Genomic DNA, 26,648 nt, shown 5'->3' with positions numbered 1-26,648 from the left:
AGCATTAAAAGTTGAAATTAAGACCCAGCGTGTATACCCGGTTGATTGGCGCCGCCCCATTGTTATAGCCTGGTTTGCTGCCCGTTCCGGCAATCTCGCCGCCCGTGTAACCCTCGGGGTTGTAGCCATGAAAACCTTTTTTGGTAAACATGAACGGATTCGCAAGCGAAGCATACACGCGCAGGCCGGACAAATGCAGCTTCTGCGATACCTTGGCAGGTACTGTGTAGCCGAAATTAATGTTCCTGACCGCCAGGAACGAGGCGTCCTCGATGTAAGCGTCCGACGAGGACTGGTAAGTGAGCTTGCTCAACGAGCTGGCAGGCACCATGCCATTGCCCGGCTCCGCTTCCGACCACCACTGCGTATCCACCAGCGAGCGGCGCATTGCACCGAGCAGCGCACCCTGATAGTACTCGTTTTCAAAATTGTACATTTTGGCGCCCACCGAAGCCTGCATGGCGATGCTCAGATCAAATGCCTTGTAGGCAAAGTTGTTGATCAAACCCAAATAGGCCTTCGGCTGAAAGTTGCCCAGAATCACCTTATCCGCCGAAGTGATCTGACCGTCCCCATTTACGTCCTGGAATTTGGGGTTACCCGGAACCGATCCGGCCAGCACCGGTGAATTCTTCACATCCTCCGCATTTTGCAGCACTCCCACGATTTTATAGCCATAATAGGAGAACATCGGCTGGCCCAAACGCAGGATCCAGCCCATTCCGTAGGTGTCGGTGGTGATACGCTCCTGTACGCCGCCGAGGTCTTCCACCTTGTTGACGTTCTTAGCCATATTGAATGAAGTCTCCCATTTGAACTCCCCTACGAGGTTTTTCGTGGTCAGTTCAATTTCAAAACCTTTATTGCTTACACTGCCGACATTTGACAGTGAACTCGTAAAACCTGTAATAGACGGGATAGACACATTGTAAAGCAGCCCGCTCGTGCGTTTGTCATAGTAGTCGACCACCAGGTTCACGCGGTTGCGGAACAGGCCCAACTCCAGTCCGAAGTCGTAGCTTTTGGTTTTCTCCCAGCTCAGGCTCTTGTTTCCGTAGGATGTCTGGGTCTGGCCTTTGGTGAGCGTATTGTTGGGCGAGTAGTATACATCGCCGATCTGTCCGAGGTATTCAAAATCACCAATGTTAAAGTTACCGGTGGCCCCATAGCTCGCGCGCAGTTTCAACTCGCTCACAGGACGGACATTTTTCATAAAATCTTCCTGCGAAATGCGCCACGCTACGGAAGCCGACGGGAAGTAACCCCATTTATTTTCGGGGCCAAACCGCGAGCTACCATCGGTACGGATCGATGCCGAAAGCAGGTATTTGTCTTTGAATCCGTAATTAACCCGGCTGAAATAGGAGATCAGCCCCCATTGCGACCTGGACGAGGACGAAGCCGATGGGTTGATGATCGCGTTGTTGAGTGTATGGATAATATCGTTGTTGAAAGAACCATTCACCGCAGCCAGCGACGAGCTGCTCGAATTGTACTTCTGGTAGGAGGCGCCGGCGATCGCACTCACATTGTGCACCCCTTTGAAAGTATTGGTATAGCTCAAAACGTTCTCATTGGCTATGCTGGTAGTCGAGCTCAGCGCTTGCGAACCGGAGTTCAAGCTGGTGCTGGTGGCCCAGGATGCCTGGAAGCGATCGGTAGTATTCGATGCCAGGTTGGTGCTCAATGACGAGCGGAACGAAAGACCTTTGGCCAGGTTGAGGTTAATAAAGGCTTCGCCGAGGTTATTCACGGTCGTTCCGTAGTAAAAGCTGCCGTCGAGCGTCGCCATCGGGTTCGCCTGCCCGCTCACCACCGCGCCCCAGTACGAACGCGCGCTGGGATACGTACCATCGGGATTCTGCACGGCCACGAAGCTCGGGAACTTCACATAGTTGTTGATGTCCGAGGATGCAAAACGACGTTTCGAGTACGACGGGTTCAGCATAAAACCCAGGCTCACCACGGAATTGACCGTCACATCCACGTTCGCGCGCAGGCCGTAGTTTTTGTACCAGGTGTTTTTCAAGGTACCCTTCTCATCTTTTAAGGTACCGGATACATAATACCGCACGTGGTCGTTACCGCCGCCTACCGAAAGATTGTAGTTCTGGATGGCCGCGCTTTGCATCACCGCGTCTTCCCATATTACATTGTTGCCGTTTTTCAATACGTCGCTCACCTGATAGGCGTTCGGGCGGCGGGAGTCGTTCCAAACCGGGATACTCGTATCTCCTCCGATCCATTTGTACTCGCGATTCTGGTAGCGCACGGCGTAGTCATAATATTCCTGACCCGTGATCCAATCCTTATGACCTTTGGCCTTTGCCACACCGGCATATGCATTGAAATTGAACCTGGCTTTGCCCGATTTACCTTTTTTGGTGGTAACGATAATTACACCGCCCGCACCCCGCGAACCATAGATTGCCGCTGCGGATGCGTCCTTCAAAACCTCGATCGATTCGATGTCGTTGGTGCTCACGCTGCCCAGACTCCCACCCGGAAAACCGTCGATTACCACCAGCGGGTCGTTACCGGCGTCGATGGAGCTTGCGCCGCGGATGCGGATCAGCGGAGCGCTGCCGGGCGACGTGTTGTTTTGTGTTACGTTCACCCCGGCAAGCCGTCCTGCCAGTACCGACTCCGGCCTTCCGACGGGAATCTGGTCGAGCACAGTGTTTTCGACCTTGGCTACCGAAGCCGTAACCGAGCTTTTCTTGACGGTTCCATAACCGACCACGACCAGCTCGTCGAGCACGGTATTATCCTGCCGCATCACCACCCTGATCACCGATTGATTACCGACCGGCACCTCTACCTTTTTGTAGCCGATAAAAGAGAATGTCAGCACGTCGCCCGCTGAAACCTGGATCTGGAATTTGCCATCCACATCCGTGGTAACACCTTTGCTGGTGCCTTTAATAACGACACTTACACCGGGCAAAGTGGCGTTGCCGGCGCTGTCCACCACCGATCCCGACACATTGCCGGCATCCTGGGCCCATAACCGGCCCGACATACACAAAGCCAGCGCCAGCATCACCGCCAGCAGAGGCTTTTTCAGGTAAAACTTCATTTGGATCATAGTATTGGGTTTAACTAGATATACAATTGGTGACGTGCACGTGCACGAATACAAGTAAAATGATTACTTGGCTCGCATTTTAGCAACATCCTGTACGCTGACGGCATCGAGGTCCTGGTTAAAGAACTGCCGCACATAGGTTCCGATCTCCGCGATCGACTCATCGGGCAGAAAGCCCATCGCCGGCATATGCTGATCGAACTCCTCGCCTTTGATGGTAATCTTCCCCGAAAGGCCATTCAGGATGATCTGTACAAACTGGTCCTTATCTTTCACCTGCTGGGTGCCATGCAGAGTCGGGAAAGTGCCGGCTATGCCTTTGCCGTCGGGTTTGTGACAGGAGGCGCAATACTGACGGTAGAGCTTTGCCCCGTTCGACGGATGGTCGGTTACGGTCTGGCTTTGTGCATTGCGGGCTAGCAGGTCCGCCTGCGTCCCACGCGTAATGCGCAGTATGCGATCATCCTCCGGTTTGGGAAAACCGCTGCCAGGGTTCCAGTCCCGGTTACTGGTTGAAACGTAGATGCTTCCGTCCGGAGCCACGCATACCGCGCGCAGGCGGCCGTAGGTAGCATCTATGGGAATGGTTTCGGATGTAATGCTATGGCCTTTCATGTCCGTTTTCAGGACACGCAAATCGGCTTCCTTTAAAGTCGTGAGCAGGATCGCGCCTTTCCATTCGGGGAACAGCCTGCCCTCATAGACAGCTATACCCGCAGGGGCGATCGTGGGCGTCCAGGCTTTGACGGGCTCTGTTACCTTCACCGAGTCACAGAACGCTTTTTCATTCGGCTGGTCGCAATAGCCTTCGACTTTAGGCCAACCATAGTTATGGCCTTTTCGGATGATATTCAGCTCGTCTTCGACCGCGTCGCCGTGCTCCGAGCTGTAAAGGATACCGTTCCGTCCATAGGCCAACCCCTGGATATTCCGGTGGCCCCACGACCAAACGAAACTGCCTTTGATCGGGTTGCCGCTCGGTACAGTTCCGTCCAGGTTCATTCTGAGCACTTTGCCGTTCAATGAGCTTGTATTTTGCGCATTGGTAATGGTGACCGCGTCTCCCGTCGCGAACATCAGCTTGCGATCAGGTGAAATCACAATCCGCGAACCGTTATGGCCGGTATGCGCAGGGATTTCCAGCATGGTCATCGGATTGGTCAGGCGGTTCTGGCGATAGGTGAAACGCACCAGTTTTGTCGTAATGGCAGAATCCTTTTTACAGGTATAGTCCACATATACATATGGCTTCTTGGGAAAATCCGGATGCAAAGCCATCCCCAGGAGCCCCAGCGAGCGGTGGCGGTACACCTCGTCGATTTTCACGAGCAGCTTTTTCTCTCCGGTCTTGGGATTAAGCCTGCTGATGCTGCCGCTCTGCTCGGTATACCAGATCCAGTTGTCAGGACCCCAGGCCATTTCCCATGGTACATTCAGCCCGGAAGCCACTACGTGCACGTGCACGGAAAGCGGCAAAGAATCAGGTTCGACGGGGCGCTGCCGTGCTGGGTCATTGCGACGTCCCGCCACAAATACCGCCGCAAGGGCAGCTAACCAAACCGGTATGGAACGCAACAAATCCATTAGATCATATTCATTTCATTTTCCAGAAAACGGGCAACAAACGCATCATCTACCAGCTGCGGATAGGCGGCGATCACGCGCGTGATCTCCTCGTGCTGGCCCGGCGATAAGGTCTCGCTGGGGTTCAACGTCCAGATACCTTCCAGCAGGCCTTGGCGGCGCAGTACCTCGTGCACGCCGGTAATGCAGCCGTGGAATGCGTTGGCAGGATCGAAAATCGCCGCATTCATGTCCGTCACCGCGACGTTGGTAGCGAGCATCGAAGCGGCGTCGGCATACCCGCTGGCGAGCGTGTGTTTCACGGATGCAAGAAGCTCCACAGCCTTTTCCGTCCAAACGGCCCAATGCCCCAGCAAACCGCCCACAAAACGTTTTTCGACTATTTCCCCGTCAATTTCAAAGCGATAGGGCGTCAGCAGATCCGCCACAATATTATCATCATTGCCCGTGTACAGCGCAATCTCCTCCCGACGGCCCGAATGCGCCACCGCACGAACGACATCCAGGGTTTGGTAGCGGTTGAATGCCGCCACTTTAATGGCGTACACATTTGGAATTTCGGCAAATTTCTGCCAGAAATCGTAGCTGTAAACGCGCCCTCCGATGGCTGCCTGCAAATAAAATCCAAACACGGGAATTACTTCCGCCACTTTCCTCACATGCGCAATAATCTCGGATTCAGGCTGCGTTTTGAATGCTGCCATACTCACGAGCCCAAGATCATAGCCGTGCTTCACAGCGATTTCAGCTTCTTTCAAAGCCTGGCCCGTCAGGCCGCAAATACCGGCTACCTTGATAAACGGGCGTTCCAATGCGGCCCTGTCGACTTCCTCGGCCGCTATCGCCAGCACTTTTTCAAACAAATTCACCTCCGGATCGCGGATCTCGAACTGCGTCGTGTGCACGCCAACCGCCACTCCACCGGCCCCACTGGCCATATAGTAGCGCGTCAACCCGCGCTGTTTCTGCTCGTCAAGCTGCAAATCACGGGTCAGCGCCAGCGGATGCGCCGGAATCACCGTCCCGTCAAACAGCAGCTTTTTAATATCCTCTTTCAACATACCTAAATAAGCACTTAAATATCAAACAATTAACCAAACAAACAACCCCTCACGCATTCATGACGTCCCGTGAACCCATGACAAAACCCGACCATTCATGACCACTCCCATCCTCCCCTTCCTCCTTCCTCCCTTTCTTCCCTGAATTAAAACTGCCCCTTCCGCTCCTGAAAATGCGTGGGCTTATTAATGGTCTTACCGCCTTCGAGCAGCCATTGCGCAGTAATACCGATCATTTGCTTCAATGTCGTGCGCGGATAGCCGAACAAACGGAACGATTCCGCTGCATTGCTCAAAAGCGCCGTCGGTTGCTCTTCGCCGATAAACTGCGGTTCGATGTTGAATATACGTCCAAACTCTCCTGCCAGCCAGCGTAGTGAAACTGTCTCCGGGCCGGTAATGTTGAGGATTTTCGCGGGCGCGTCGCAATGCAGCAGCGAGCGGATCGCCATTTCGTTGGCGTCGCCCTGCCAGATCACGTTCACATGTCCCATTGTTACATCCAGCGGCTTGCCGTTCAGCACCGACTTGGCCACTTCCAGCAGCACACCGTATTTGAAATCGATCGCGTAGTTCAGGCGGTAAAGGAGGATCGGCGTGCCGTAAACCGATGAAAAGTACTGGAACATCCGCTCACGCCCGAGGCACGACTGCCCGTATTCGCCTACCGGGTCTGTCCGCATTTCCTCTGTTGCCCCGCCCGCGCCCACCGGCGTGAATGGATACACATTACCCGTAGAATACACCACAATGCGCGATTTGCGAAACTTCTCGGCCACGCGTCCCGGCAAGTAGGTGTTCATCGCCCAGGTGTAGGGTTCATTGCTGGAAGTACCAAACTTCTGGCCTGCCAGGTAAAGTACATTTTCGACCTCCGGCAGGTCCTGCAACTGCGAATCGTCCAGAATGTTAGCGACGATCGTCTCGATCCCCTCGGCATTCAGTTCCTGTACCAGCCCCTCTTCGCTGAAACGCGACACAGCGATTACGCGCTTGTCGAGCCCGGCACGTTCGATGGCCTGCATGGTCAGCCGGGCAATGCTCGGGCCGATTTTCCCTCCTGCCCCCAGGATCATAATGTCGCCTTCGATACGCTTCATGTCGTCAATCAGCGCGTCGGACGGACTAAGCCATTGTTCCTCAAAAGATTGTATTCCGTTCATTTTATTTAAAAAGCGGATTGTTAAAAAATAATTCTTTGCTATTGATGACGGCCAGACTGAACACGATGAGCAGCCCAATGCCCGCCACCACTTTAACCAGCGGGCTATTCACCTTGTCTCCCATGATCTTGCGGTCGTTGCCCACCATATACAATGCTGTTCCGATGAATGGAACCACGAAAATCGTCACGCTCTGTGCGAACACGATCAATTCGAGCGGCAACTTACCAAAGCGGATCGCGATCGTTGCGCCGATCATCATTACCAATGCCACCAGGTAACGAACTGGTTTTGAGCTAAAATTACTGCCAAGGCCCAGCGCATCACCCAGCAAGGTCCCTCCGACCGACGCATTGCCGATCAGCGACGAAAACGCCGCGCCAAACAGCCCGATCAGGAACAATGTAGATGCATTACTTCCGAAAATCGGTTCGAGCGCCCTGGCCATATCGGTGGCCGAGTTCACTGCAATGCCTTTGGGGTTGAGAACCGCCGCCGCGCAGATAATCACAATGCTGCACATACCTCCGAGCAGGATAATGCCCGTGGTACTATCGTTCTTAGCCCCGCGCAGCTCCGGTTTGATACGGATTCGCTCCTGAATGAGGTACGACTGATACGATGCACCTACGATTGAAAAGCACGAAGCAATGAACGCGATGATGAGGCCCGTGGAACCTTCGGGGATCGTCGGCGTGGTAAAGCCTTTCGCTATTTGTACCGGATCGGGGTTGGCCCAGAAGAACGTGGTCGCGAAGGAAAACAGCTTTACGAAAATCAGCAATACCATCACGCTTTCCAGCACTTTATAAAAACTCCTGAAAAACAGCAGGCTGATACCGAATGCATTCAGCGCGATAATCCACGGCACGGGCGAGGTATGAAACAGCTCCCCCACCGCAATGCCCACGCCGACGGAATTGCCTGCCTGAAAAGAAGTGGTAACCAGGAATACCCCGATGCCCATAGCAACCGACGCCGGCTTTCCCCATTTCTGCTTCACCGAAGCGAGCAACGATTGATTGGTGGCTACGCCGATGCGCGTCGACATCGCCGTAAATACTCCCATGAAGAAAATCGCGACAACCACAATCCAAAGCAACGAGTAGCCGTAGACCGCGCCGAGTTTTGAAGTAATAGTGAGTTTGCTCGGCCCGAAAACGAGGGCGGCGGTGATCATACCAGGTCCCAGCGACCTAAGCCAACGAAGAAATTGCTCTTTAAAGTTTTCCAAAGTAAAAGGGTTTGGTTTGTAAGTGAAAGAAGGATGATTGATGAATTACGGGCACGTGCCCGTAAAGGTAGAAAAGAATTTTTAAATTCCACTTTTTGAAAAATTATATCCATAAAATTTCGTGATTATCCCACTTACAGGCCCTTTCGCAGGCTCATCGGTCTTTTTACAGTATATCCGAATGCACAACAGGTACTTTGGCGCGATCCGTGGCTTAAAGTCGCGGTATGGAGCTTGTAATGCTGAGGAAAAAGGGGCGCGGAAGGTGACGCATTGAGCCGAAAATGCGTTGAGTACCTGCCTATCAAATGTGTAAATGTATACGCCTTGCAAATACCAATACGCTATTTAATTGAGCAGGCCCGCCGTCCATTGCACGGAATAGGCCGTTTTGAAAAACTTGGCTTTCAGTTCTATCAGTTTTTGCTGCGCTTCGAGCACTTTGTTTTCGCGACTGTTGACAAGGAACAGCGAGCTTTCGCCGTTGTTTAACCGCGTTTGCTCGGCTTCCAGCAGCTTTTGATAATTGGCGTAATTCAGTGTTTGCAGACTGATCTGCTCTTTCAGTACCACATATTCATTGTAGTACTGCCTTATTTTTAATTGCAAATCGAGCTGCTTTTGCGCCTGGCTCAGGCGCGTTTCCATGATTTTCAGGCCGGCTTTCCGGTACTCGCCCCGCCCCGCAGAAAGCCGTAGCGGTATTTCAAACTTGAAACCATACTGGTAATTATTTCCCAGGAACGACGATTCAGAAATGCTGGAAAACGCATTGTAGCCCTTACTGAGGTGGTTATAGCGGAAATCGGCCTTCGGCAGCAATTCCTGGAATTTCAGTTTCTTTTCTACATCCAGTGCACGCAGCTTGTAGTCGTACACGCGCAATGCAGGGTGTGAATTTTCGACAATCGTCAGCAACGCATTCAAATCAAGCTCCATGTCTTTCAACGCCTGCTGGTCGTCCCAAGCGGCAGGTGGGGAAATCGTTTCAGGGAGATTATAGGGAGCCCCGGAATCGGTCCACAGGAAGCTGGAAAGCGCCAGACCAGCATTGCGGAACTGCATACGGTACTGCATTTCCTGGTATTGGAAACTTTGCAGCTGCGAAAGCGCCTCCACGGTGTCGATAGCCGCGCGCTCACCGTTTTCAAATGCCTTCCGCACAAAACCCATCCTTTCCGCATTGACAGCCACGGCGGTGCGCATTACCTGATAGAGGTTATAGCTGCTTACCCAGCCCCAGTAGGCCTCCATGGCATCCATCAGCAAATCGTTGATGTATAGCCGCTGCTCCGTTTCGGCCATGGAAGTGAAAATTCTGGCCTGCTTTAAATATGCACGCCGCTTGTCCATCAGCAGGTCTTTGCCCAGCGGAATGCTCGCGCCGATAAACGACGATTGCCCTTTGGACATGGTTGGGTCAAGGCGCTCACCGGTATAGTTGTCTATGCCGCTGTGTACTTCGATCCCGTACCAGGTGGGGATCACGATTTCGGGCGACGTACGGTTGTAATATTCCACTCCGCCAAACCGCTTCCGGGCTACATACGCGCCCAACACGGGGTCGAAGCCGCCGCGGGCTACCAGCAGGTCGGCTTGGGCCTTATCCACATGAATGCGCGCCTGCCGGGCCACGGGATGGTATTTGCGCACCAGCTCGAGCACCTGCGTGCCGCTTAGCGTACGGGTCGAATCCTGGGCCGATACCCGACCGAAAAGCCCCGTTGCCACCAGCAAGGCCAGCTGAATTACGATTGTTCTCATAGGCTGCCGCTTCATTTTTCTTTACTTTTTGCAGCCGGCTCTTTCAGCATGTAATAGTCGGGAGGGAAGCCGTTGATATTACGCCAGAGCTCGTACCATACCTGCACATCTTTCAGCAAAGCAATGGCCTGGGCCCCGGTGCCGAGTTTCAGCTGCTGCGGCCATGGACGGTCGGTCGTATCTTCGGCCACCAGTACCCTGAAAAGCCCGTTGGTGCTGATCGTATGCTCATAGGCAACGACCTTACCACCAAATGTACCGTAGCTATTTTCGGGCCAGCCGCTGAAAATGATTGCCGGGAAGCCATCGAACATGAATCGCACTTTTTGCCCGACGCTGATCAGCGGCAGGTCCACCGGGCGGACGAACATCTCCACCGCGTATTGCGTACGCGTGGGCACGATCACCGTAATGCGCTCGCCGTCTTTGAGGATTTCTCCGATACCGGCCTTATTGGCCTGTACGATCTGCCCGTCCTGCGGGGCGGTTATAATGTACATCCCATTACGGATCGTATAGTTGGTCACCTGGTTTTCCAGCTTCGCCATTTCGCCTTCGCCTGAGGCGATGTTACTCAGGCTTTGTAGCCGGTCGCCCTCGGCCTTACTGATCTTTTCGGCATACTCCTGCTCCACCCCATTTTGCTCGATCTGCGTGATCAGGATTTCCTGTTTGGTCTGCGCTACCTTGTTTTCGGCCGTCACGCGCTTGGCCATAGCATTCCGGAATGCAGTATTGCGCTGTTGCAGCTGGGTTTTGGACACGAGCCCTTCCTGCTGCATTTTTTCCTGGCGCTCGTATTGATCTTTGGCCAGGTTGTACTCATTATTCACCGCCTCCAGCTCCGCCTGTTCGCCGGCCAGTTTGCTGTCGAGTTGGCCGAGTTTATTTTTGAGCTGCTGAATTTTCAGTTTTTTGGATGTTTCCAATGCCTGTATCTGCGAGACGGCTGTCGCTGCTTTGCCTTTGTAGTACCGCACGGAGCCCTTTTTCGCATCGAGCTGCTGCCGCGTGCGGTCCACGAGGTTAGGGTCGAGATAATCTTCCTTGATCTCCGAAATCTGCGCGATCGTATCGCCTTTCTGCACAAAGTCTCCTTCCTTCACATACCATTTGGCGATACGGCCTGGGATCGGAGAGACGATATCCTGGGGACGCTGCTCCTGGTAAAGTGTCGTGATCGACCCGCGCGCCTTGATATTCTGCGTCCAGGGCAGGAAAAGCCCCAGCACGAGGATTAACATGATTCCGTAGAACCAGTAGCGGACCTTGCTTTCGTGTCCGCGCATGTAAATCGTGTCGAACGATTTAAGGGGTATTTTATAGTTCGCCTGATCCATTTTCGATGTTCTCGGTTAGCGTTGCTGTGCCGTTACTAAGCAAAATCTGATAATCGCATGCTTTCAGGAAAGCTGGGTCGCTGCCAGCCACGATGATCGTCGCATTGTTGGGCCTGCTCGTCAGGTATTGCGTAAGCTTCTGCTTCTCATGCCCTGCCAGCCCTTCCCACGGGTCTTCGAGCAGGAGCAGCCGGGGCTTGTTAAGCAATGCCCTCAGCAGCGAAATGCGTTTGATATAATGTCCCGGAAGATTTTTGCCATGCGGCGCTACCTGCGTCTGGAATCCCTGCGGAAGCTGGTCGAGAAAGCCCGAAAGCCCGGCTTGCTCGGCAAGGTCGATGATTTCCTCGGAGGTAATGTGGCTTCTGCCGTCGATAATGTTGTCCCAAACCGTGCCTGTGAACACTTCCCGCTGGTTCAGGTACAAGCCCATCTTCATCCGAAGCGCGGCGAGCCGGTAATTGCAGAGCGGCACTTTGTTGTACAGCAGAGAACCGGAGAAATCCTGGTAATGCCCTGCCAGGATTTTCAGAAAAGTTGATTTACCAAGGCGCCCCATCGTGGAAACGCCTACCAGGCTACCGGCTGGAATCTGCAAATTGATACCGGAAAACACATTCCGGTTATCCGGAAACGAGAACGAGAAGTTCTGCAACTCAATGGCCACGCCCTTGCCTGCCAGGTCGATGGGAAGTGTACCGTCTTTCTCCGAAAGATTTTCCGTCACGGACGCGAGCTTTTCGAGGCCGGTCACCACATCGTAAACGGTATCGAGGTTCACGATCAGCTTCTCCACTGCATTGATCACCGCAAGCACCACGATTTCGGCCGCAATGAACTCACCGATATTCAATTGCTGGCGCAGCAACAGGAATGCCCCTCCGGCAAGCATGGCGGTGGTAATGGCCACCTTCGTGAATACGAGTGTCTTATATTGCAGCAGCAGCACCGAAAAGTGTTCCGTGCGGCTGTGGAGGTATTTATTTACGTGGACGTCGGTGCGGGTGAGGTTGAAATTGGTGTCGTAGCTGAGCTTGAACGGGTTGATAACCCGCGCCATTTCTTGCAGCCACGCCACGGTTTTATATTTATGGACGCTCTCTTCGAGGCTGGTATTGAGGCCTTTCGCGCCGGTAAGGCGGAAAATAATGGTGAGGACGACGACTAACGTAAGACCGAATACAATGAAGAAGGAGTGGTAAAGCGCCAGCAGCATAAGGCCGAAGACGATCTGTATACTTGCCGCAGGGACGTCGAGCAGTAGCTTGGATAGCCCCTTTTGGACATTGGGAACGTCGAAAAAACGGTTGACTTTCTCGGGCAGATAAAACTTGTCGGTTTTGATGAGGTCGAAGCGCGGTATTTTATCGGCAAATTCGAACGCGTAGCGGGTGAAAATTTTCTGCTGAATCTTCTCAATGATCCTCATCTGGTTGATCTGCATGAGCCCTACCACCACTACCCCGGCTACTACAAGGGTTATCAGTACGTAAATCGAGGTGACCATGGAGGCCCCTAACACGAACCCGATGATTGCCTGAATGCCCAGCGGAAGGCTTAAATTGACCAAACCGCTCAGCATTGCGTAGAAATACACCGCTATGATGTCCGACCGGTCAAGCAATATCAAATCCCATAATCGCTTGAAGGGGTTTACCTTTTTCATAGTTCTTAATTGGGTTTCACTGCAAATATAACTATGCTTACACCAATAATAGTATTACTACTTTTCAATAAAGCAAAATTTTTCTTTTGGTGTATTTACTACTCATGATCTACATTTCACTATTTTAGTGCAATAATCGACGGTTGTATGGAATTTCATGTTAGTTTTCATTTGAACGAGAAGGTCTACCTAAAAGACCCTGAGAGTAGCGAGGTGGGAAAACAGCTCATCAAAACGGCCATTGAGCTCATTTACGATCTTGGTTTTGAGCACTTTACATTTAAGAAGCTGGCATTACAGGTCAATACTACTGAGGCAACCGTTTACCGCTATTTCGAAAACAAACACCGGCTATTGCTCTACATCCTGAACTGGTATTGGAGCTATATGGAATTCCTTGTAATGTTCAAATTACAGAACGTCGCGGATCCTGGGCAAAAACTGCATGTAATTATCGAGCTACTTACGCAAGAATTGCCGCAGAGCGCGGGAGCATTGAATTATAATGTAAAATTCCTGAACCAAATCATTATCAGTGAAAGCAGCAAGGTATACCTGGTCAAGGAGGTAGGGGAAATCAACAAGTCTGAGGTTTTTAAACCCTACAAGGATCTTTGTGCCACCATCGCCCAGGTCATTACTGAATACAACCCCGCCTACCCTTATCCCAGATCATTGAGCAGCACACTGATCGAAACCTCGCATTACCAACAGTTTTTTTGCAGCTATCTGCCAAGACTCACCGACAATAAGACCGGTGATGATCGCGCATTTGTTGTCGGGTTTTTAAAAGACCTGCTTTTCAGGAGCATTAGCAAGAGCGACTCCCACGAGTAGTCTTCAACTGATCGGTTTCCGGCAAGGCTCGGTTTCCGGACTTCGGCATCTACCTGGATGAAATATCAGAAATGCATTACGTGAAAACTGTCGTCCCTGAATGCGGCCCTCAGCAAGAAGAGAACCTGGCAACAGTGGCTCGGGAAATCGCCGACGCGCTCGACGAATTCTCTACCGAGCGCCGCGTGATTAGCTCCTGAAAACGCAAAAGCACCAGCTATAAACCGGTGCTTTTGTGTGCAAAAAAGAGCGTAAGTTCCTCAACTTGCTGATTATCAGCTATTTAGTACTCCCGAAGGGTGCGACATTAAATTTATAACATTCAATATATCAACACATTACCTGCTTCTCAATCCAACTGCTCTCGATTTGCTCACCATTATTTTTGGCAGCTTAAACCAGATTCAAAAGTACTTAAATTTTCAGAATTTTTCAAGATCATGAGTACCGCTACGACAGTAACTACGTACAGGCTGGATCCGGAGATGGAAGAATGTCAATCGAACACCTAACGAGGCTTCTAACCCTAATTCAGACAATAAAGACGGAAACCTAGTAGCGATGGAGAGAGTAAATATGCTTGACCGAATGGATCCTGAGTTGGAGTACCAGCGGGATAACCCAGAGCGTCTCAAAGGGCGTTTTTTTCATTTAAAAAAGTCGTTATTGTGAATCTTTTAAAGATAAGTCCGTCATTGTGCTTCAATTCACGTCAAAACATCTGGTAACCTTTTCGGTAACCTTTCTTGTGGGTACAGGCGCGGTCGACCTGGCTTATTAAGTCATCTCCCTTTATCTGGCCGCGTCTTTAATTGGGAGAACTATTCTTCTTTACTCCAACTGATTAGCAGCTCGAAGTCCTCCCACAATCGGTTTGAGAACGCACATAGGATTCCGGCTTCCGGTCAAGAAGTTAGCGAAAATTCTACATTAAGACAGTACTATTGGTACGTTGGTTTGCGCTGTAGCGAATAACTTAGCCAAATCAATCCACCTCCTTCACGAAGAAAATTCTCCTGCTTTTATGATCCAAACTGGTCATGATTGCTGGTCAATCATTTAAACTATTCAAATTGCATCATTATAGCCAAAAAGGGCCGCCCTTATAGCGCAAAAATGTCGCGTGCTTAAATAACCGTCGGATTTCAGCCAGTTGAGTTGACATTAGGCAGGTTATGATGATATCCTCTCCCTCGTCCGTTGTGAGCTTTATGTAGTGGTAGCTTTCCCTAGGAAGAAACATTGCAGCTCCCGAGTTATCCAGCGTCGCTGACATGAACAAGGCCACCTGACATATCTCGTTGGTTTTTAACACCTTGGTGCTATTTTCCGAACTGATATATAGGTGTCCATCGTAGATTTCGATCGTCTGGTTCCAATTTTTGAAAGTATATTGTATGTGAAGGAGAATGGCAGAAATATTCATCACCAACAAAAAAATCCCGACAACCCGCAAGTAGTCCCTATCAAACCCGGTGTAGTACCAAATGAATGTAAAAAAAATCAGCGGTAGCCAAGTGAGACGTGAGACACGAAAATGATTCTTAACGGATTGTTTTAAAAGCATTTGATCAATTGGTCATGTCTAACACTAAGCATGCCCGCAGCAATGATAACAACAAAACGAAACAGAACGGCTTATTCAATTTAGATATAACAATACATTGACAATGAGCACAATAATACATCTATCAATTAGCAAGATTCGATGGATCATTCAAAAAAACTGTCATATCGTGCTGAAAACTAGCGACATCAAATTGCTTCACCTTTTTGGGCATTTTCGTAAGAATGGATAACGAATCCACCAGCGACTTGGCCAGTAAAGCGATTCTCTCACTTTCATTTCCTGCCAGAAACGCCGAATAGTCAATCTTAACATCATAGGACAAGCTTTTGTGCGCTATGACCGATATTCCGTCATGCGTGATGGTCTTGTGTGCAATGTATTTTAAGCCACGAACTTTAAAAAAGAAATCTAATTCCGGCCGTGTACATATTATGCCGACGATGAACTCCTCCACGTCATCACCATAGTGCCGGTCCCGAAAATGACGAGTCAAATACCCAGCCAGCGTGTGAATCGGATTACTACTTCTAATATCTGCACTAATTTCGGCTGAAAGAGCTACATTCATTGTTATCAAAGAATAAATCTTAAAACTAACTGACCCTTTATGGCCGTGTACTCGGTACTACCTATGCGAAGGTAGCATTCTGAAAACTGCTGACAAAACCATGCACGTATGATGCGGATAAGATTTGACATATTACCAAGACTGGGCTTTCTAATTTGTCTTGGTCTGCTGCTGGTCAACGATTTTTACTTAAAACAGGCATATACCAATTTCTGGACCGGCAAAATGTCGGACTTTGCCGGCTTGTTCATATTCCCCTATTTTCTTGCCGCATTCAGAATAAAATCGGCAAAAGAAATTTACCTCATTTCAGCTTTGCTGTTTGTCTTTTGGAAGTCTGAATTTTCACAATTTCTGATTGAATTTGTGCGATCAGAAGGAATCGGGGTCAACAGGGTTGTTGATTATACAGACTTAATGGCATTGCTGATACTACCAGTATCCTACAAAGAGCTGCAAAGGCAGGCACAAAAACAAGTAGAGCCGCGGATGGGTATATTCATTGCGGCCATCAGCCTTTTTGCGATTTTGGCCACCACGCTCCCGCATGAAGAGATCGCACTGAATTCCCCGATTGGTAAAGTATACAAATTACCAATGAGCAAATCCGAATTCTTCCAATCGCTGCAACCCGGAAACAGATACACAGACACACTATCTAAAAATCTGACGGATAGCTTGTTTTACTTATATTTTAATATCCCGGACTATCGTGCAGACATGGAAGTTCTGGCTACAATTGTGGCTGGTAGTGATAAGACAACACTTGTTCGGTTGGATACTGTTCTGACAGCCACCATCACTGGCGGGCTGTTCGGAGGAATAGATGAAGATCGCAAAGTGAATATCAAACAGTTTACACCTGAGCGATTCGAAGAATACTTTGAAGAGAATTTTATAGAAAAAGTGAGAGACGAAGACTCAGATCAGCTGTACTATTACAACAAAGAGACCTACGAGTTTTACAATAACCCCTAAAATACTTGCGTCGCATTCAATATAGTATAATACTTTGTCCTAGTTCAAAACCCATTTCTGAAAATAGCATGCAGGCAGTTTACATAATTCTCGGAGTTATCTTGCTGATAGTAACCTTCATAGTTTACCGGTTGATTACCGTCAAAAGACAAAATAACGAACTTAACGACGAGCGATTCGAGCGAATAAAACCATTGTATGACAAGCTTGAAAGCGGCCAGCTTGTATCTGAAATAGAGGTGCTTCCGTTTGCCCAAAACATAATGACCAGGGAGATGGCTTTTCAGCTGCTATCCGACCAGGAGAAAACGCATCTCTTTCCGACGGAATTCAATACCTTAATTGCCGCCGCTGAAAGTAACCTTGCGAACTGGCTGGAATTCCCGACAGAGCTTGACGCGTGCCCGGACGAGATCGAGCATATAGAGCGGGTAACTTTCGACTTCGACGGGGAAAACAATTACGTTCACTACGAGGTTTTTAAATGCCGGGTCAATGAACCGCACTGGGCTGCCAAAGACGGCTGGTTTTTGGGTGTAGTTGGTCCGTACTTTGACGATAGCAAGCCGTATGACCCTCCGCAGGCAACATTTTCCCGGATTAGCAGCACATTGGATAAAGTGACACCCTACGATGAAGCGAAATGGGTTCACGATAATGTATCGATGAGAGGACTTAAATAGCGGCATGGAGCAGTTCGTAGATAGATTAGCAGACAATCTCTTACGTTATTTTCTAAGTCTTAATTGTCATATTGATTTTACTTCAAACATGTCATTTGCGATTACCAGAGAGCATTTTGCTAAACACTCTTCCTTTCCTGAACGCGATATTCATCAGATGGTGAGTCTGGCTCCGCTACTCAACGAATCTTTGAGCGTACTTTTGCACAACGAGCTTAGATGCGGCAACAAGATTGCAGAAGTCGCACTCGGCTGGCCAAACACCGGCTCTGTTTTTGTCTTGTTGGAAAGACGATTTGTGGGACTTTACGAGCACGACACCTTTCAATATTTAGAGGTCAACGATCCGCACTACTGGTTTGCTGAATATAACAGTAAGCATGAACCGCTCCATTCCGTTTGCTGCCGGTGGGAACAGCCATTGACATATCGCTAAGTGGCCAGAATGCGCCGTTCAGCCCACCTGTTAGAAACTAAGATTTTGGGCAAATTTTATTCAATCCGCAAAACTTTTATTCTGATCTCGATGGTTTTGATTTCGTGCAACGGATCAACTGGACCTGAGAAAGTACACTATGAAAGCAAGAAGAATTACCGTGACTTCACCTCAGATCAGTACCACCTTGTTTACTCTTCCGGCATAGGCGACGTAGTCTATGATTCCAAATCCGATTCTCTAAAAGGTACTTTTTACCAATCAATGGTTTACAAGGATACGATGAAATTAAGCCAAAGAGATATGGACAGGATTGCCAACAACTTTTACCGCTACCGGATCGATCGTATCAAAGGCGTGAAATACATTGATAAAGTGGAGGTTAGCCATTCCATGTTTAGAACGATAGCTGTTTTCAAAAAGGCAATGATATATCAATTTACACCAAATAGCCAACGAGCAACCGTTAGCTATTTTCTATGTTTGCTGTGTATATTTTACTTTTCTGGTATTAGTTCCAATTCATAAATAGAAAACACCTTCCTTTCCCAATTCCCTGAAACTTTATTGAAATACGTGCAAATAGGAAATTCATAGTTTGGCACTCGGTCAACAGTTTTCTTAAGATCGTTCGGCCATTCAACATCAAAACCTACTACGACCATCTCAATTTCTGGGGTGGTTAAGTGTCTTACCTTGTCGGATAATTTGAATTTTTGTTCCATATTATATTTGATTTAGTGTAAATTTCTTCTTATCTTTATATCTGTAACTCTCTGATATTATGATAGGTGAATTCAAAAGTATACTTGATTTAGTCAAAGCATTTCCGACCGAACAGGATTGCATCGAACACTTGGAAAAGCTCCGGTGGAATGGGAACGTCGTCTCTCCGTTTGACGAAACTTCCAAGGTCTACAAGTGTTCAGGCAACCGGTATAAATGCAAGAATACCGGGAAATATTTCAATGTCAAAGTAGGTACTATTTTTGAGGATACCAAGATTCCACTTATCAAGTGGTTTATGGCGTTGTACATCTTTTCATCCCACAAAAAGGGCATTTCGTCCCATCAACTTGCAAAGGATATAGACGTTACTCAGAAGACCGCTTGGTTCTTGTTGCACCGGTTGAGATATGCCTTTGATCATCCAGCGTTTAAACAGGCACTCGAGAACACGGTTGAGATTGATGAAACCTATATTGGTGGAGAGGAAAAGAACAAACACGAATCTAAGAAGACTCAGGGCACACAGGGACGTAGCGTTAAAACCAAAAAGCCGGTTTTAGGTATGCGTCAGAGAGGTGGTGTTTTGATCGCTAAAGTCGTATCTGATACCAAACAGGCCACAATCGAGCCTGTCATTGAAGCGAGTATCAAGTGTAACACTACTGTCATGACCGATGAATGGCAAGCTTACAATAGGCTAAACCAGAAGTTCAATCACGAACGGGTTAATCATGGAGCTAAGCAGTTTGTAAACGGTATGGCTCATACGAACGGAGTTGAGAACTTCTGGAGTCATTTGAAGCGAGGCATTGACGGAATCTACCATTGGGTAAGCGTCGGCCACCTTCAATCCTATGTAGATGAATTCTCCTACCGATTTAATACAAGAAATTATACCACTTCACAGCGTTTTAACGTAGCTTTGGAAAATATGACTGGTCGATTGACCTATAAGGAGCTTACAGCATGAAAACGATTGAGAAACAGAAGGTTGTGAAGAAAAAAGGTAAGTATATCAAAGCAAATGAGCCTGAAAATGAGATTGTTATGAGGGCTGAATTTGATGGCAAACTCATAGCCCTCATGAAAGTCAAGCCTCCAAAGAAAGAGGACTAATCACGTATTTTAGTCAGATAAAATCCGGGCTGGTTTTCCCCGGTACACGTTGCACTGTGCCCCCTTTTTTCTAGTTGAATGTGATAACTGATGTCCGAAGCTCTATTGGTTCCTTTTTCTGAAAGACGACACTCTAGTTCGATAAAGTCTTCACTTTCAGATACTTTTTCGAAAATACCGCCATAATAATACGCTTGCCCCCCAGAGGTTTCTGTCTGCACAAGAGTAATCGATCCATCAGTATTCAATTTTAGCGTATGGTCAACAGAAGGAACAATTATCCTGTTTCCGTTTACGACTAAATCATCTCCATACTTATTCTTCATTGTGTAGGAGGCTTGCATCCCTTTGTAAGTTCCTGAATAATACTCACTTAATATGGGCTTAGGCAATCCCTGCTCCAGTACGTGGTTACTTTCAAATTTTGAATTGTCTTGTAGTCGCAGTTCAAATGCAATCAACACGATACATAATGCCAGTAAGCTATATCCCAAGAGGTGAGACGGCTTCTTTTCTTCCTGTAGCTGTTCAGGGTCATTTTCTTCCATAAGATTAGTTTGGAGGTTACATTGCTCGCAAATCTATCTCGTGCAGCACTAAATGGCCGTTACGTGTCAAAACTGTCAGGATTTATTTAGAACTTGGAACAAAAAAATTCTTTCAATGGAGATAGGAGAAAAAATCAAGAAGATTCGGGAGCTTAAGAACTATACGCAGGAGTACATGGCTCAAAAGCTGGAAATGACTCAGGCCGGATACGGCAAGATCGAGAGGAACGAATCAGAGCTATCCTATCCCAAACTGATAAAGATTGCTGAAGTGCTGAAAGTCAGCGTCGAAGACATTATCAACTTCAATGAGAAGATGATTTTCAACGTCATGCATAATCACACCGGGAACGGCTATGTGGTCAATAATGGACTGCCTGATCAGGAAAGAAAACTTTATGAGCAAATAATTCAACAACAAAAGGAAGAAATCCTATTTTTGAAGAAAATTATTGAATCTCAAAAAATGTCGTAAAATGGATGAAAGAGAATTAACGGACTTAGAAAAAGAAGCCGAAAAATACTTTGAAAGTGGATATAGCATACCCAGAGCAGACGGCTTCGGCCACGATCACTACAAGTTCATTGGAACATCTAAGCTTAGTGTGGACACCGCAGTCTTACGAAAATTGAAATCGGAAGAGCTACGCACATATCCATTGCAGAAACTTGTGGATTTTTACAAAGACCAAGAAGTTAAGGTTCAAGCTCAACGCAATAAGGCAAAATCGTAATCCAGTAACTTCCACAATACATAGCAAGAGTGTGAAGTATATCGACTTTGTTTTTAAAGGAGACCTCAGACTCGTCTTCTGAAATTAGTGATTTCAGTTCTTCCAAAAACTGATCACGTTCGGCGGTCGATTCCGGCACCCTTGTTTTAATTTGCTCAATCAGAGCACTATAGTATAACTCTTTTTCTGACGTCATGCTGATTTTTTCCATATCTATCGTTTTCCTATAAATATGGAGGAATTCGAAAAGTAAAAGACCACCGTTGATAGCAGTGGTCTTTTTCATGAAAGTAGGGGCTAGTCGATGAATTCCCAAAATTTGGGATTGGTGCACATCAAAATAGAACGACCTTGTTCATCCACAAGATTGGTTAGCACATGCCATGCCTTTTCCCCGCCAATAAAGTCAATTGTACCACTAGTAGCTGAACCGGTAGTGACTCCCTCGATACCGGTTACCACATTTCTTACCTTTTTTCGTACCATATGCTGTCTCTGGTTAAATGAGACTCTAAAATACTTGTAGAGTTCAAGCAGACCTAGAACTTGCTATATGCCTCGAAACCTTTAATTTGCGTCTTTTTGACCGCTTGTACTAGACATAATTCTCATGGCTTGTGCTGGTAATCGATACTAGTGTAAATTAGTATATCATTGCCTTCAAAAATAGCATCCGCGTAGCCGAATTGAAAGTTGCGTCAGACGGCGAAGGTCCAGTCAGAGCCTTCCACGACAGTATTTCCAAAATTTTGTTGGAGCAACCTGAGTACAAATTTGTCAAGGACACCATTGCAAAATTGTATCGAGCTCGACCACGGATGTTGCTCTGAAAACCTCCCTTATGGCGAACCTGGAAGAGAATCTACCAGCGATCTGCGAGGCAAATACTTCTCCGTATGCTCTTTATCTATCTCTGTCGGCTTGTGCCGCAGCAAATACATTTCTGATATGAACACGTGGCCGTGGGAAGAAGGTACCCATTTTGATTTTTGACTGGCATTAATTAACCATTCTGAAACAGGATCAGGGCCATCAGAATTAACACTATTGTGGATATAAGTTGGCGAAGTGCCCGTAGGTTTAATAGCGAGGATATAATGACTTCCATCGACAACCGTCGACTCTGCCCAACTCGAGTCCGTCGTGTCAGGATTGATTGTCATCAAAATACTATCGAGATAGCTGATCTGCCGCTCCGTTAAGATAAAATAATATTCGCCCTCGGGCACCTTGCCGACCTTTTCGTCAGAATAATAGTTTTTAACCCATACAGTATCACCCCACATATGCTGGATGGAGAATGCCTTAGTCACGTCGATATAGGTCAAATCGACCATTGCTCCTGGGCCGCCCTCAGACGCGCCACAGCGAACCATAAAAAGACAAAGCACGCCGATGGCCGCTTTTTTAAGTAAGTTCATAATGAATGTTCTATGGAGCCGGCTAATTCTTGAAGAGACAGCCGTCTATTAATACAGTGCCTTAGACCCTGTTTTGTTGGATTTCATGCTGAGCTATCGGATATTGCAATTCGCTGAAACGATCACCTTCAAATCGGATTTGGCTTTAATCTATTCGTTGTATTCTTTCTTCTTCCTTTTACAGTCGCTGGGCTGGTGGTCTGGCTATTTACGAAAAGAAAACTTTTGATAATAGCGATTGCAGTAACTTGGTGGGTGTAACAGTACTTGTGCTGCTTGCCATGCTTATTCAGCTATTGACGTCGAACATGGTTCTAGCGAAGGATGACTACTATGGAAACTATATGGTTAACAGGGATTATTTTCCCGGAAAACAGGCTGATTGGCAATACAACACGTTCCGGTTTGAGATAAAAACCAATGACTCGATTTACTTTCATGTAACTGATGAGGGAAAGATTGTGAAGAGATACCGCGGATCTGTTAATATGATGGCGCCATATCAATCTAAGAGACTAAGAATCATAATGGATACATCACCCCATCATGTAGTAGCTGACAATCCTACCACGTATCGCAGCATTTGGAGCTTCTATCTGGTCTTTAACTCACAAAAATTCGGCAATATATTTTTCAAGAAAGGAGATTGGAAGCCACTGGGAAAGAGATAGTTGAATATTACATCAAGATAGCAATTCACTCAAAAACACTAGTCGGTCGTTTCAAACTGTAATGTAATGATTCAAAAAATCAATTTCCCGGTAATCACTTTCGACCGCTTTGCATTCAATATCGCTCATGATTCAGATCAATTAACCAGGACTACATCCGCAGGTCTGGCAAACGGGCTTTTCAAAGACCCGCAGATTGTAGATTCTTCTGGAAATCTATACTTGGTTAAATCAGCAGCCAAGCTGAAAGGTATTGGCCCATTCTGGGGATACAACATCTTCTTAAACCAAATATCCGTCTAAAATTGGTTTTATCAACTGAAACACAAGAGTTAACGCTGCCGGATGTAAAAAACAAGGTGATTACTGCTATTAACAAAGAGCGTGATTTTTGGAGCTCCGGTGGTAATATCAACCAGGTTCGAAAATTGGTGATAGGCTCTCCGTCCATCGCTGATTTAATTCGAAATTAAGGCACGGTAATTAATTGAAATGCAACGTTTTCTGGCAAAATATAAGCGTTCTAAAAAGTTATAACGAATGACAAAAGCTAAACTGGATAAAAAAGAAAAACAGTCAGAACTCGAAAAATACCGCGATCTAGTCACTGTAACACTTGACTATTATATCAATGGTAAGGGCTTGTATGGCAACTCCGACTATTTTACAAAGCTTAAAGTGGATGTCGAAGAGCATTACCAAAGGGGGCGGCTGACAAGGCTAAAACAATGGTTTCATGACTTGACAGAAATGTTCGTAGAATGCCGTGACCTGAAGTTCAACAAATATCTTTCAGACAACACAAAGTATGATGTGAATATTTTTCAATCACACTTCCATAGAATCGAGAAAATTATAAACAAAGGAAAAATTATGACTGACAATCAGTTTTATGATACAAACATCATGGTAGATCGACTTTGTCAAATTGAGCCGATCGACAGTGAGAAAATCGAGATTTTAAACAAGCTCATTAGGGACTATGAGGAGCGAAAATCGAAGCGGACGAAGAGTCCAAGCACTTAACTTAGAATGCCAAGTGGTCTATCTGCCAATGAAGTAATATTGTAGCTAATCATCGTTGGAGTTTTCTTCAACATCCCGTTTTGCAAAACAAATTTTCTCTTAATCATCCTTTGGGTCATCGCTGGATCTAGTGGCCAATAACGAATTTACAAACGCCACGTCTGATAGGTCGGCATACCACCACTTATCAGGTGTGCCTGTTTCAACCAGATAACGACGCAGATAAGCTCTTTTAAAAATGTACATCAGCAGCACATAGGCTTTATTCAATTCATCGCTAGGCAGGGCGAGAACTTTGGGAATGCCAATTTTCAAACGGTGAGTCCGCAAAAGCACACACGGGGTAAACGTAGGCTTCAACCGGCTTTCTTCGATAGCAAACTCGATATCCTCATCAATCGGTTTAGACTGCTGGAGCATGCCCGAGAATTGCAATAAAAAAGCTCTTTTACCTTCCAAAGTAAGGCCTGAAAATCGGCCCAATAAGCTATCCGCAGTTTGTAAGGATTGGGCAAATTGATTCAGAGCTATTTGGTCTTCCAGCGATATCAGAAACATTTTACACGTATCATTCTTTTCATGCAAGTAAGTGATAAAAGAACTGTTTTCTGAGCCACAAATACAACTCTATTTTTTCGTTACAGTAAAGAACGATCGCAACCCCGATAATACCGCATGTTGTTCACTATTTATAAGATGTATTCGATATCACTCTACCCCATAACTGGCAATCGATTTTTATCGTAAAGAAGGGGTGGTAAAATCCTGGAATAAAGCTTTATCTTTGATACTGATGCTAGATAACTAAAATGCATCAAAACAAGCTAAAAGAATCGCTTACCGTTTCGGTTACCTATTTCGAAAGGAATTACAAGTAATTGATATACAAGCGCTTTCAAAGTTTAAATTGTTCCCAGCGGGATAACTGTAAGCGCCTCAAAGGGCGCTTTCTTATTCAAAAACGTTGCTTTCCACAGAGTTTGCTGAGTTGAGTATGTTATTCTGACTCAATCCAGTTCGAAACATTCAGTAACCTATTCGGTAACCAGGCTTTTCTCCGGATGTTAGCTATCCTGAGCCTTTCAAAAAAACGGAGCTGAACGATGTTGGGGCTCCGTTCCTCGGAGATTCTGTTTCTGTTGAATTTCCTGATTTCCCGCAGCGCAAACATTGCAACAACCTGCTTTTCACTGATTCGAGTTTTTCTCCATTTTATAGTTAGTGCTATACAGAAAATTCGATGGCTTTGTTCAATGGATTCCCTTGCAAGGTGAGCTCAGCAATTCTTGCGTGATACGTCGCGATTTCCAATCAATGATTTTTCGTTGTCTCCCGGTAAGCACTCCATTTGACGGCCACAACCTGGCCGCTGTGCGTGCATTTTGTCAGCGGGAGAAACTCGGAAACATGAATGGCTCGCCACCGAAGCATTTCCGAAGCGTATGCCCTTCTGAGTTTATTGCTGCTTTTTACCAAATCAGTAAAAAGCATACAACAAACGGGGATTTGTGTTAACTGACAGCCCTGCTTATACGCCAATTTTGCTTCATCAAGTTAAATGTTAGAACTAATGAAAAAAGTAATCTTAATAACCGGCGCAAGCTCCGGTATGGGTAAAGAAACCGCCCAGAAGCTCATCAAAGAAGGGCATATAGTGTATACCGTCGCCCGCAGGATTGACCTGATGCAAGACCTGAAAAAAATTGGCGGTCACCCCCTGCAAATGGACGTAACAGACGAAACCGACATACAGCGTGTGGTAGAAACTATCATTGAGGAGCAAGGTAGGATCGATGTCCTATGGAACAATGCAGGGTTTGGCCTCTACGGGTCGGTCGAAGACGTATCACTGGACGAAGCCAGAAGGCAATTTGAAGTAAACGTGTTCGGAATGGCGGCTTTAACTCAAAAGGTTGTTCCCTATATGCGCAGCGCCCAATCCGGCACCATTATCAACACTTCATCGATGGGAGGCAAAATGTATTTTCCCATGGGAGCGTGGTACCATGCCTCAAAACATGCCGTTGAGGGGTTAAGTGACTGCCTGAGACTAGAACTTAAACCTTTTAACATTAATGTAGTCGTGCTCGAGCCAGGATTTATTGCTACCGAGTTCGGTTCGGTGCTGCTTGATGGGTTTGCAAAAATTCGAAAGGACAGCGCTTATAGGGATGTGATGGAAAAGATCATAGCAGGAACCAAGAAAGCCGCTGAAGGCTCCGGATCTTCAAAACCAACCGTCATCTCGGACGCGGTCAGTAAAATTGTCAATACCAAAAAGCCCAAGACACGCTACCGTGTCGGGAAATTCGCCAAACCGATGGTCTGGATGCGTACCTATCTGGGCGATGAGCTCTTTGATAAAATTGTCATGAGTCAGATGTAGCATCTGAAATTACAACCCGGATGTAAGTAAATAACACTCATTGAC

General features: G+C 47.2%; 27 protein-coding genes. 12 read left to right on the top strand and 15 right to left on the bottom strand.

Going from position 1 to position 26,648, the window contains the following annotated elements; genetic code table 11:
* Positions 1 to 4 precede the first annotated feature (4 nt).
* The 8 genes from J2Y43_RS09295 to J2Y43_RS09260 all read right to left on the bottom strand — a co-directional run bounded on the left by J2Y43_RS09295 (position 5) and on the right by J2Y43_RS09260 (position 12,900).
* The gene (locus J2Y43_RS09295) at positions 5 to 3,088 is read right to left on the bottom strand and encodes a TonB-dependent receptor (RefSeq protein WP_309981911.1); all 3,084 of its coding nucleotides are present in this window, start codon (positions 3,086 to 3,088) and stop codon (positions 5 to 7) included.
* Between the two features lie 63 nt (positions 3,089 to 3,151).
* Positions 3,152 to 4,672, bottom strand: a complete 1,521-nt coding sequence (locus tag J2Y43_RS09290) for a PQQ-dependent sugar dehydrogenase (RefSeq protein ID WP_309981910.1) — start codon at positions 4,670 to 4,672, stop codon at positions 3,152 to 3,154.
* Positions 4,672 to 5,733 carry a dihydrodipicolinate synthase family protein gene (locus J2Y43_RS09285; RefSeq protein ID WP_309981909.1) on the bottom strand — a complete coding sequence of 354 codons (1,062 nt, stop codon included), beginning with the start codon at positions 5,731 to 5,733 and terminating at the stop codon, positions 4,672 to 4,674. Before J2Y43_RS09285 ends, J2Y43_RS09290 begins: the two co-directional genes overlap by 1 nt.
* Before the next feature lie 146 nt (positions 5,734 to 5,879).
* On the bottom strand, positions 5,880 to 6,896 hold the full coding sequence (locus tag J2Y43_RS09280; protein ID WP_309981908.1) for an NAD(P)-dependent oxidoreductase: 1,017 nt from the start codon (positions 6,894 to 6,896) through the stop codon (positions 5,880 to 5,882).
* Position 6,897: 1 nt separating this feature from the next.
* Positions 6,898 to 8,130: an Nramp family divalent metal transporter gene (locus tag J2Y43_RS09275; protein WP_309981907.1), complete on the bottom strand. Its 1,233-nt coding sequence runs from the start codon at positions 8,128 to 8,130 to the stop codon at positions 6,898 to 6,900.
* A gap of 348 nt (positions 8,131 to 8,478) precedes the next feature.
* On the bottom strand, positions 8,479 to 9,894 hold the full coding sequence (locus J2Y43_RS09270) for a TolC family protein (RefSeq protein ID WP_309981906.1): 1,416 nt from the start codon (positions 9,892 to 9,894) through the stop codon (positions 8,479 to 8,481).
* Positions 9,895 to 9,905: 11 nt separating this feature from the next.
* Positions 9,906 to 11,234: an HlyD family efflux transporter periplasmic adaptor subunit gene (locus J2Y43_RS09265; protein WP_309981905.1), complete on the bottom strand. Its 1,329-nt coding sequence runs from the start codon at positions 11,232 to 11,234 to the stop codon at positions 9,906 to 9,908.
* Positions 11,215 to 12,900, bottom strand: a complete 1,686-nt coding sequence (locus J2Y43_RS09260; protein WP_309981904.1) for an ATP-binding cassette domain-containing protein — start codon at positions 12,898 to 12,900, stop codon at positions 11,215 to 11,217. The genes J2Y43_RS09265 and J2Y43_RS09260 overlap by 20 nt, the downstream gene beginning before the upstream one ends.
* Positions 12,901 to 13,047: 147 nt before the next feature.
* On the opposite strand from J2Y43_RS09260, the gene J2Y43_RS09255 reads away from it, so the two are divergent.
* Together J2Y43_RS09255 and J2Y43_RS09250 are read left to right on the top strand one after the other, a co-directional pair.
* On the top strand, positions 13,048 to 13,737 hold the full coding sequence (locus J2Y43_RS09255) for a TetR/AcrR family transcriptional regulator (RefSeq protein WP_309981903.1): 690 nt from the start codon (positions 13,048 to 13,050) through the stop codon (positions 13,735 to 13,737).
* A gap of 71 nt (positions 13,738 to 13,808) precedes the next feature.
* Complete coding sequence (locus J2Y43_RS09250; protein WP_309981902.1) at positions 13,809 to 13,937, top strand: hypothetical protein; 129 nt, start codon at positions 13,809 to 13,811, stop codon at positions 13,935 to 13,937.
* 1,491 nt (positions 13,938 to 15,428) lie between these two features.
* Here J2Y43_RS09250 and J2Y43_RS09245 read toward each other — a convergent pair.
* Positions 15,429 to 15,875, bottom strand: coding sequence for a hypothetical protein (locus tag J2Y43_RS09245; RefSeq protein WP_309981901.1), 447 nt, complete (start codon positions 15,873 to 15,875; stop codon positions 15,429 to 15,431).
* 108 nt (positions 15,876 to 15,983) lie between these two features.
* Here J2Y43_RS09245 and J2Y43_RS09240 point away from each other — a divergent pair, with 108 nt between their 5' ends.
* The 3 genes from J2Y43_RS09240 (at position 15,984) to J2Y43_RS09230 (ending at position 17,972) form a co-directional block, all read left to right on the top strand.
* Positions 15,984 to 16,853: a hypothetical protein gene (locus J2Y43_RS09240; protein WP_309981900.1), complete on the top strand. Its 870-nt coding sequence runs from the start codon at positions 15,984 to 15,986 to the stop codon at positions 16,851 to 16,853.
* Positions 16,854 to 16,954: 101 nt separating this feature from the next.
* Positions 16,955 to 17,536 carry a hypothetical protein gene (locus J2Y43_RS09235; protein ID WP_309981899.1) on the top strand — a complete coding sequence of 194 codons (582 nt, stop codon included), beginning with the start codon at positions 16,955 to 16,957 and terminating at the stop codon, positions 17,534 to 17,536.
* A 4-nt stretch (positions 17,537 to 17,540) separates the two neighbouring features.
* Positions 17,541 to 17,972 carry a hypothetical protein gene (locus J2Y43_RS09230; RefSeq protein ID WP_309981898.1) on the top strand — a complete coding sequence of 144 codons (432 nt, stop codon included), beginning with the start codon at positions 17,541 to 17,543 and terminating at the stop codon, positions 17,970 to 17,972.
* A gap of 497 nt (positions 17,973 to 18,469) precedes the next feature.
* On the opposite strand, the gene J2Y43_RS09225 is transcribed toward J2Y43_RS09230, so the two are convergent.
* The gene (locus tag J2Y43_RS09225) at positions 18,470 to 18,697 is read right to left on the bottom strand and encodes a hypothetical protein (RefSeq protein WP_309981897.1); all 228 of its coding nucleotides are present in this window, start codon (positions 18,695 to 18,697) and stop codon (positions 18,470 to 18,472) included.
* 59 nt (positions 18,698 to 18,756) lie between these two features.
* On the opposite strand from J2Y43_RS09225, the gene J2Y43_RS09220 reads away from it, so the two are divergent.
* Entirely contained in the window at positions 18,757 to 19,671 is a 915-nt protein-coding gene (locus tag J2Y43_RS09220; RefSeq protein WP_309981896.1) for an IS1595 family transposase, read from the top strand.
* Complete coding sequence (locus J2Y43_RS09215) at positions 19,668 to 19,817, top strand: hypothetical protein (RefSeq protein ID WP_309981895.1); 150 nt, start codon at positions 19,668 to 19,670, stop codon at positions 19,815 to 19,817. The genes J2Y43_RS09220 and J2Y43_RS09215 overlap by 4 nt, the downstream gene beginning before the upstream one ends.
* Here the strand turns inward: J2Y43_RS09215 and J2Y43_RS09210 are convergent.
* Positions 19,814 to 20,365, bottom strand: a complete 552-nt coding sequence (locus J2Y43_RS09210; protein ID WP_309981894.1) for a hypothetical protein — start codon at positions 20,363 to 20,365, stop codon at positions 19,814 to 19,816. The genes J2Y43_RS09215 and J2Y43_RS09210 overlap by 4 nt on opposite strands.
* A 115-nt stretch (positions 20,366 to 20,480) precedes the next feature.
* Between J2Y43_RS09210 and J2Y43_RS09205 the strand changes: the two genes are divergently transcribed.
* Both J2Y43_RS09205 and J2Y43_RS09200 read left to right on the top strand, forming a co-directional pair.
* On the top strand, positions 20,481 to 20,840 hold the full coding sequence (locus tag J2Y43_RS09205) for a helix-turn-helix transcriptional regulator (protein WP_309981893.1): 360 nt from the start codon (positions 20,481 to 20,483) through the stop codon (positions 20,838 to 20,840).
* A 1-nt stretch (position 20,841) separates the two neighbouring features.
* Positions 20,842 to 21,099, top strand: coding sequence for a hypothetical protein (locus J2Y43_RS09200; protein WP_309981892.1), 258 nt, complete (start codon positions 20,842 to 20,844; stop codon positions 21,097 to 21,099).
* Here the strand turns inward: J2Y43_RS09200 and J2Y43_RS09195 are convergent.
* From J2Y43_RS09195 to J2Y43_RS09185, 3 genes are all read right to left on the bottom strand, one after another.
* Positions 21,062 to 21,385 carry a hypothetical protein gene (locus tag J2Y43_RS09195; protein WP_309981891.1) on the bottom strand — a complete coding sequence of 108 codons (324 nt, stop codon included), beginning with the start codon at positions 21,383 to 21,385 and terminating at the stop codon, positions 21,062 to 21,064. The genes J2Y43_RS09200 and J2Y43_RS09195 overlap by 38 nt on opposite strands.
* 11 nt (positions 21,386 to 21,396) lie before the next feature.
* Entirely contained in the window at positions 21,397 to 21,585 is a 189-nt protein-coding gene (locus J2Y43_RS09190) for a hypothetical protein (RefSeq protein WP_309981890.1), read from the bottom strand.
* Positions 21,586 to 21,938: 353 nt separating this feature from the next.
* Complete coding sequence (locus tag J2Y43_RS09185; protein WP_309981889.1) at positions 21,939 to 22,520, bottom strand: hypothetical protein; 582 nt, start codon at positions 22,518 to 22,520, stop codon at positions 21,939 to 21,941.
* 737 nt (positions 22,521 to 23,257) lie between these two features.
* Between J2Y43_RS09185 and J2Y43_RS09180 the strand changes: the two genes are divergently transcribed.
* Together J2Y43_RS09180 and J2Y43_RS09175 are read left to right on the top strand one after the other, a co-directional pair.
* Positions 23,258 to 23,494: a hypothetical protein gene (locus tag J2Y43_RS09180; protein WP_309981888.1), complete on the top strand. Its 237-nt coding sequence runs from the start codon at positions 23,258 to 23,260 to the stop codon at positions 23,492 to 23,494.
* Positions 23,495 to 23,731: 237 nt separating this feature from the next.
* The gene (locus J2Y43_RS09175) at positions 23,732 to 24,217 is read left to right on the top strand and encodes a hypothetical protein (protein ID WP_309981887.1); all 486 of its coding nucleotides are present in this window, start codon (positions 23,732 to 23,734) and stop codon (positions 24,215 to 24,217) included.
* A gap of 99 nt (positions 24,218 to 24,316) precedes the next feature.
* Here the strand turns inward: J2Y43_RS09175 and J2Y43_RS09170 are convergent, their stop codons facing one another.
* Positions 24,317 to 24,775, bottom strand: coding sequence for a DUF5958 family protein (locus J2Y43_RS09170; protein ID WP_309981886.1), 459 nt, complete (start codon positions 24,773 to 24,775; stop codon positions 24,317 to 24,319).
* 1,012 nt (positions 24,776 to 25,787) lie between these two features.
* On the opposite strand from J2Y43_RS09170, the gene J2Y43_RS09165 reads away from it, so the two are divergent.
* Complete coding sequence (locus J2Y43_RS09165; RefSeq protein ID WP_309981885.1) at positions 25,788 to 26,603, top strand: oxidoreductase; 816 nt, start codon at positions 25,788 to 25,790, stop codon at positions 26,601 to 26,603.
* Positions 26,604 to 26,648: the final 45 nt, after the last annotated feature.

It is taken from the genome of Dyadobacter sp. BE31, from assembly GCF_031457695.1.
Lineage (GTDB): Bacteria > Bacteroidota > Bacteroidia > Cytophagales > Spirosomataceae > Dyadobacter.
Note: the sequence above shows the minus strand (reverse complement) of the source record. Positions and strands in the feature narration are given on the sequence as shown.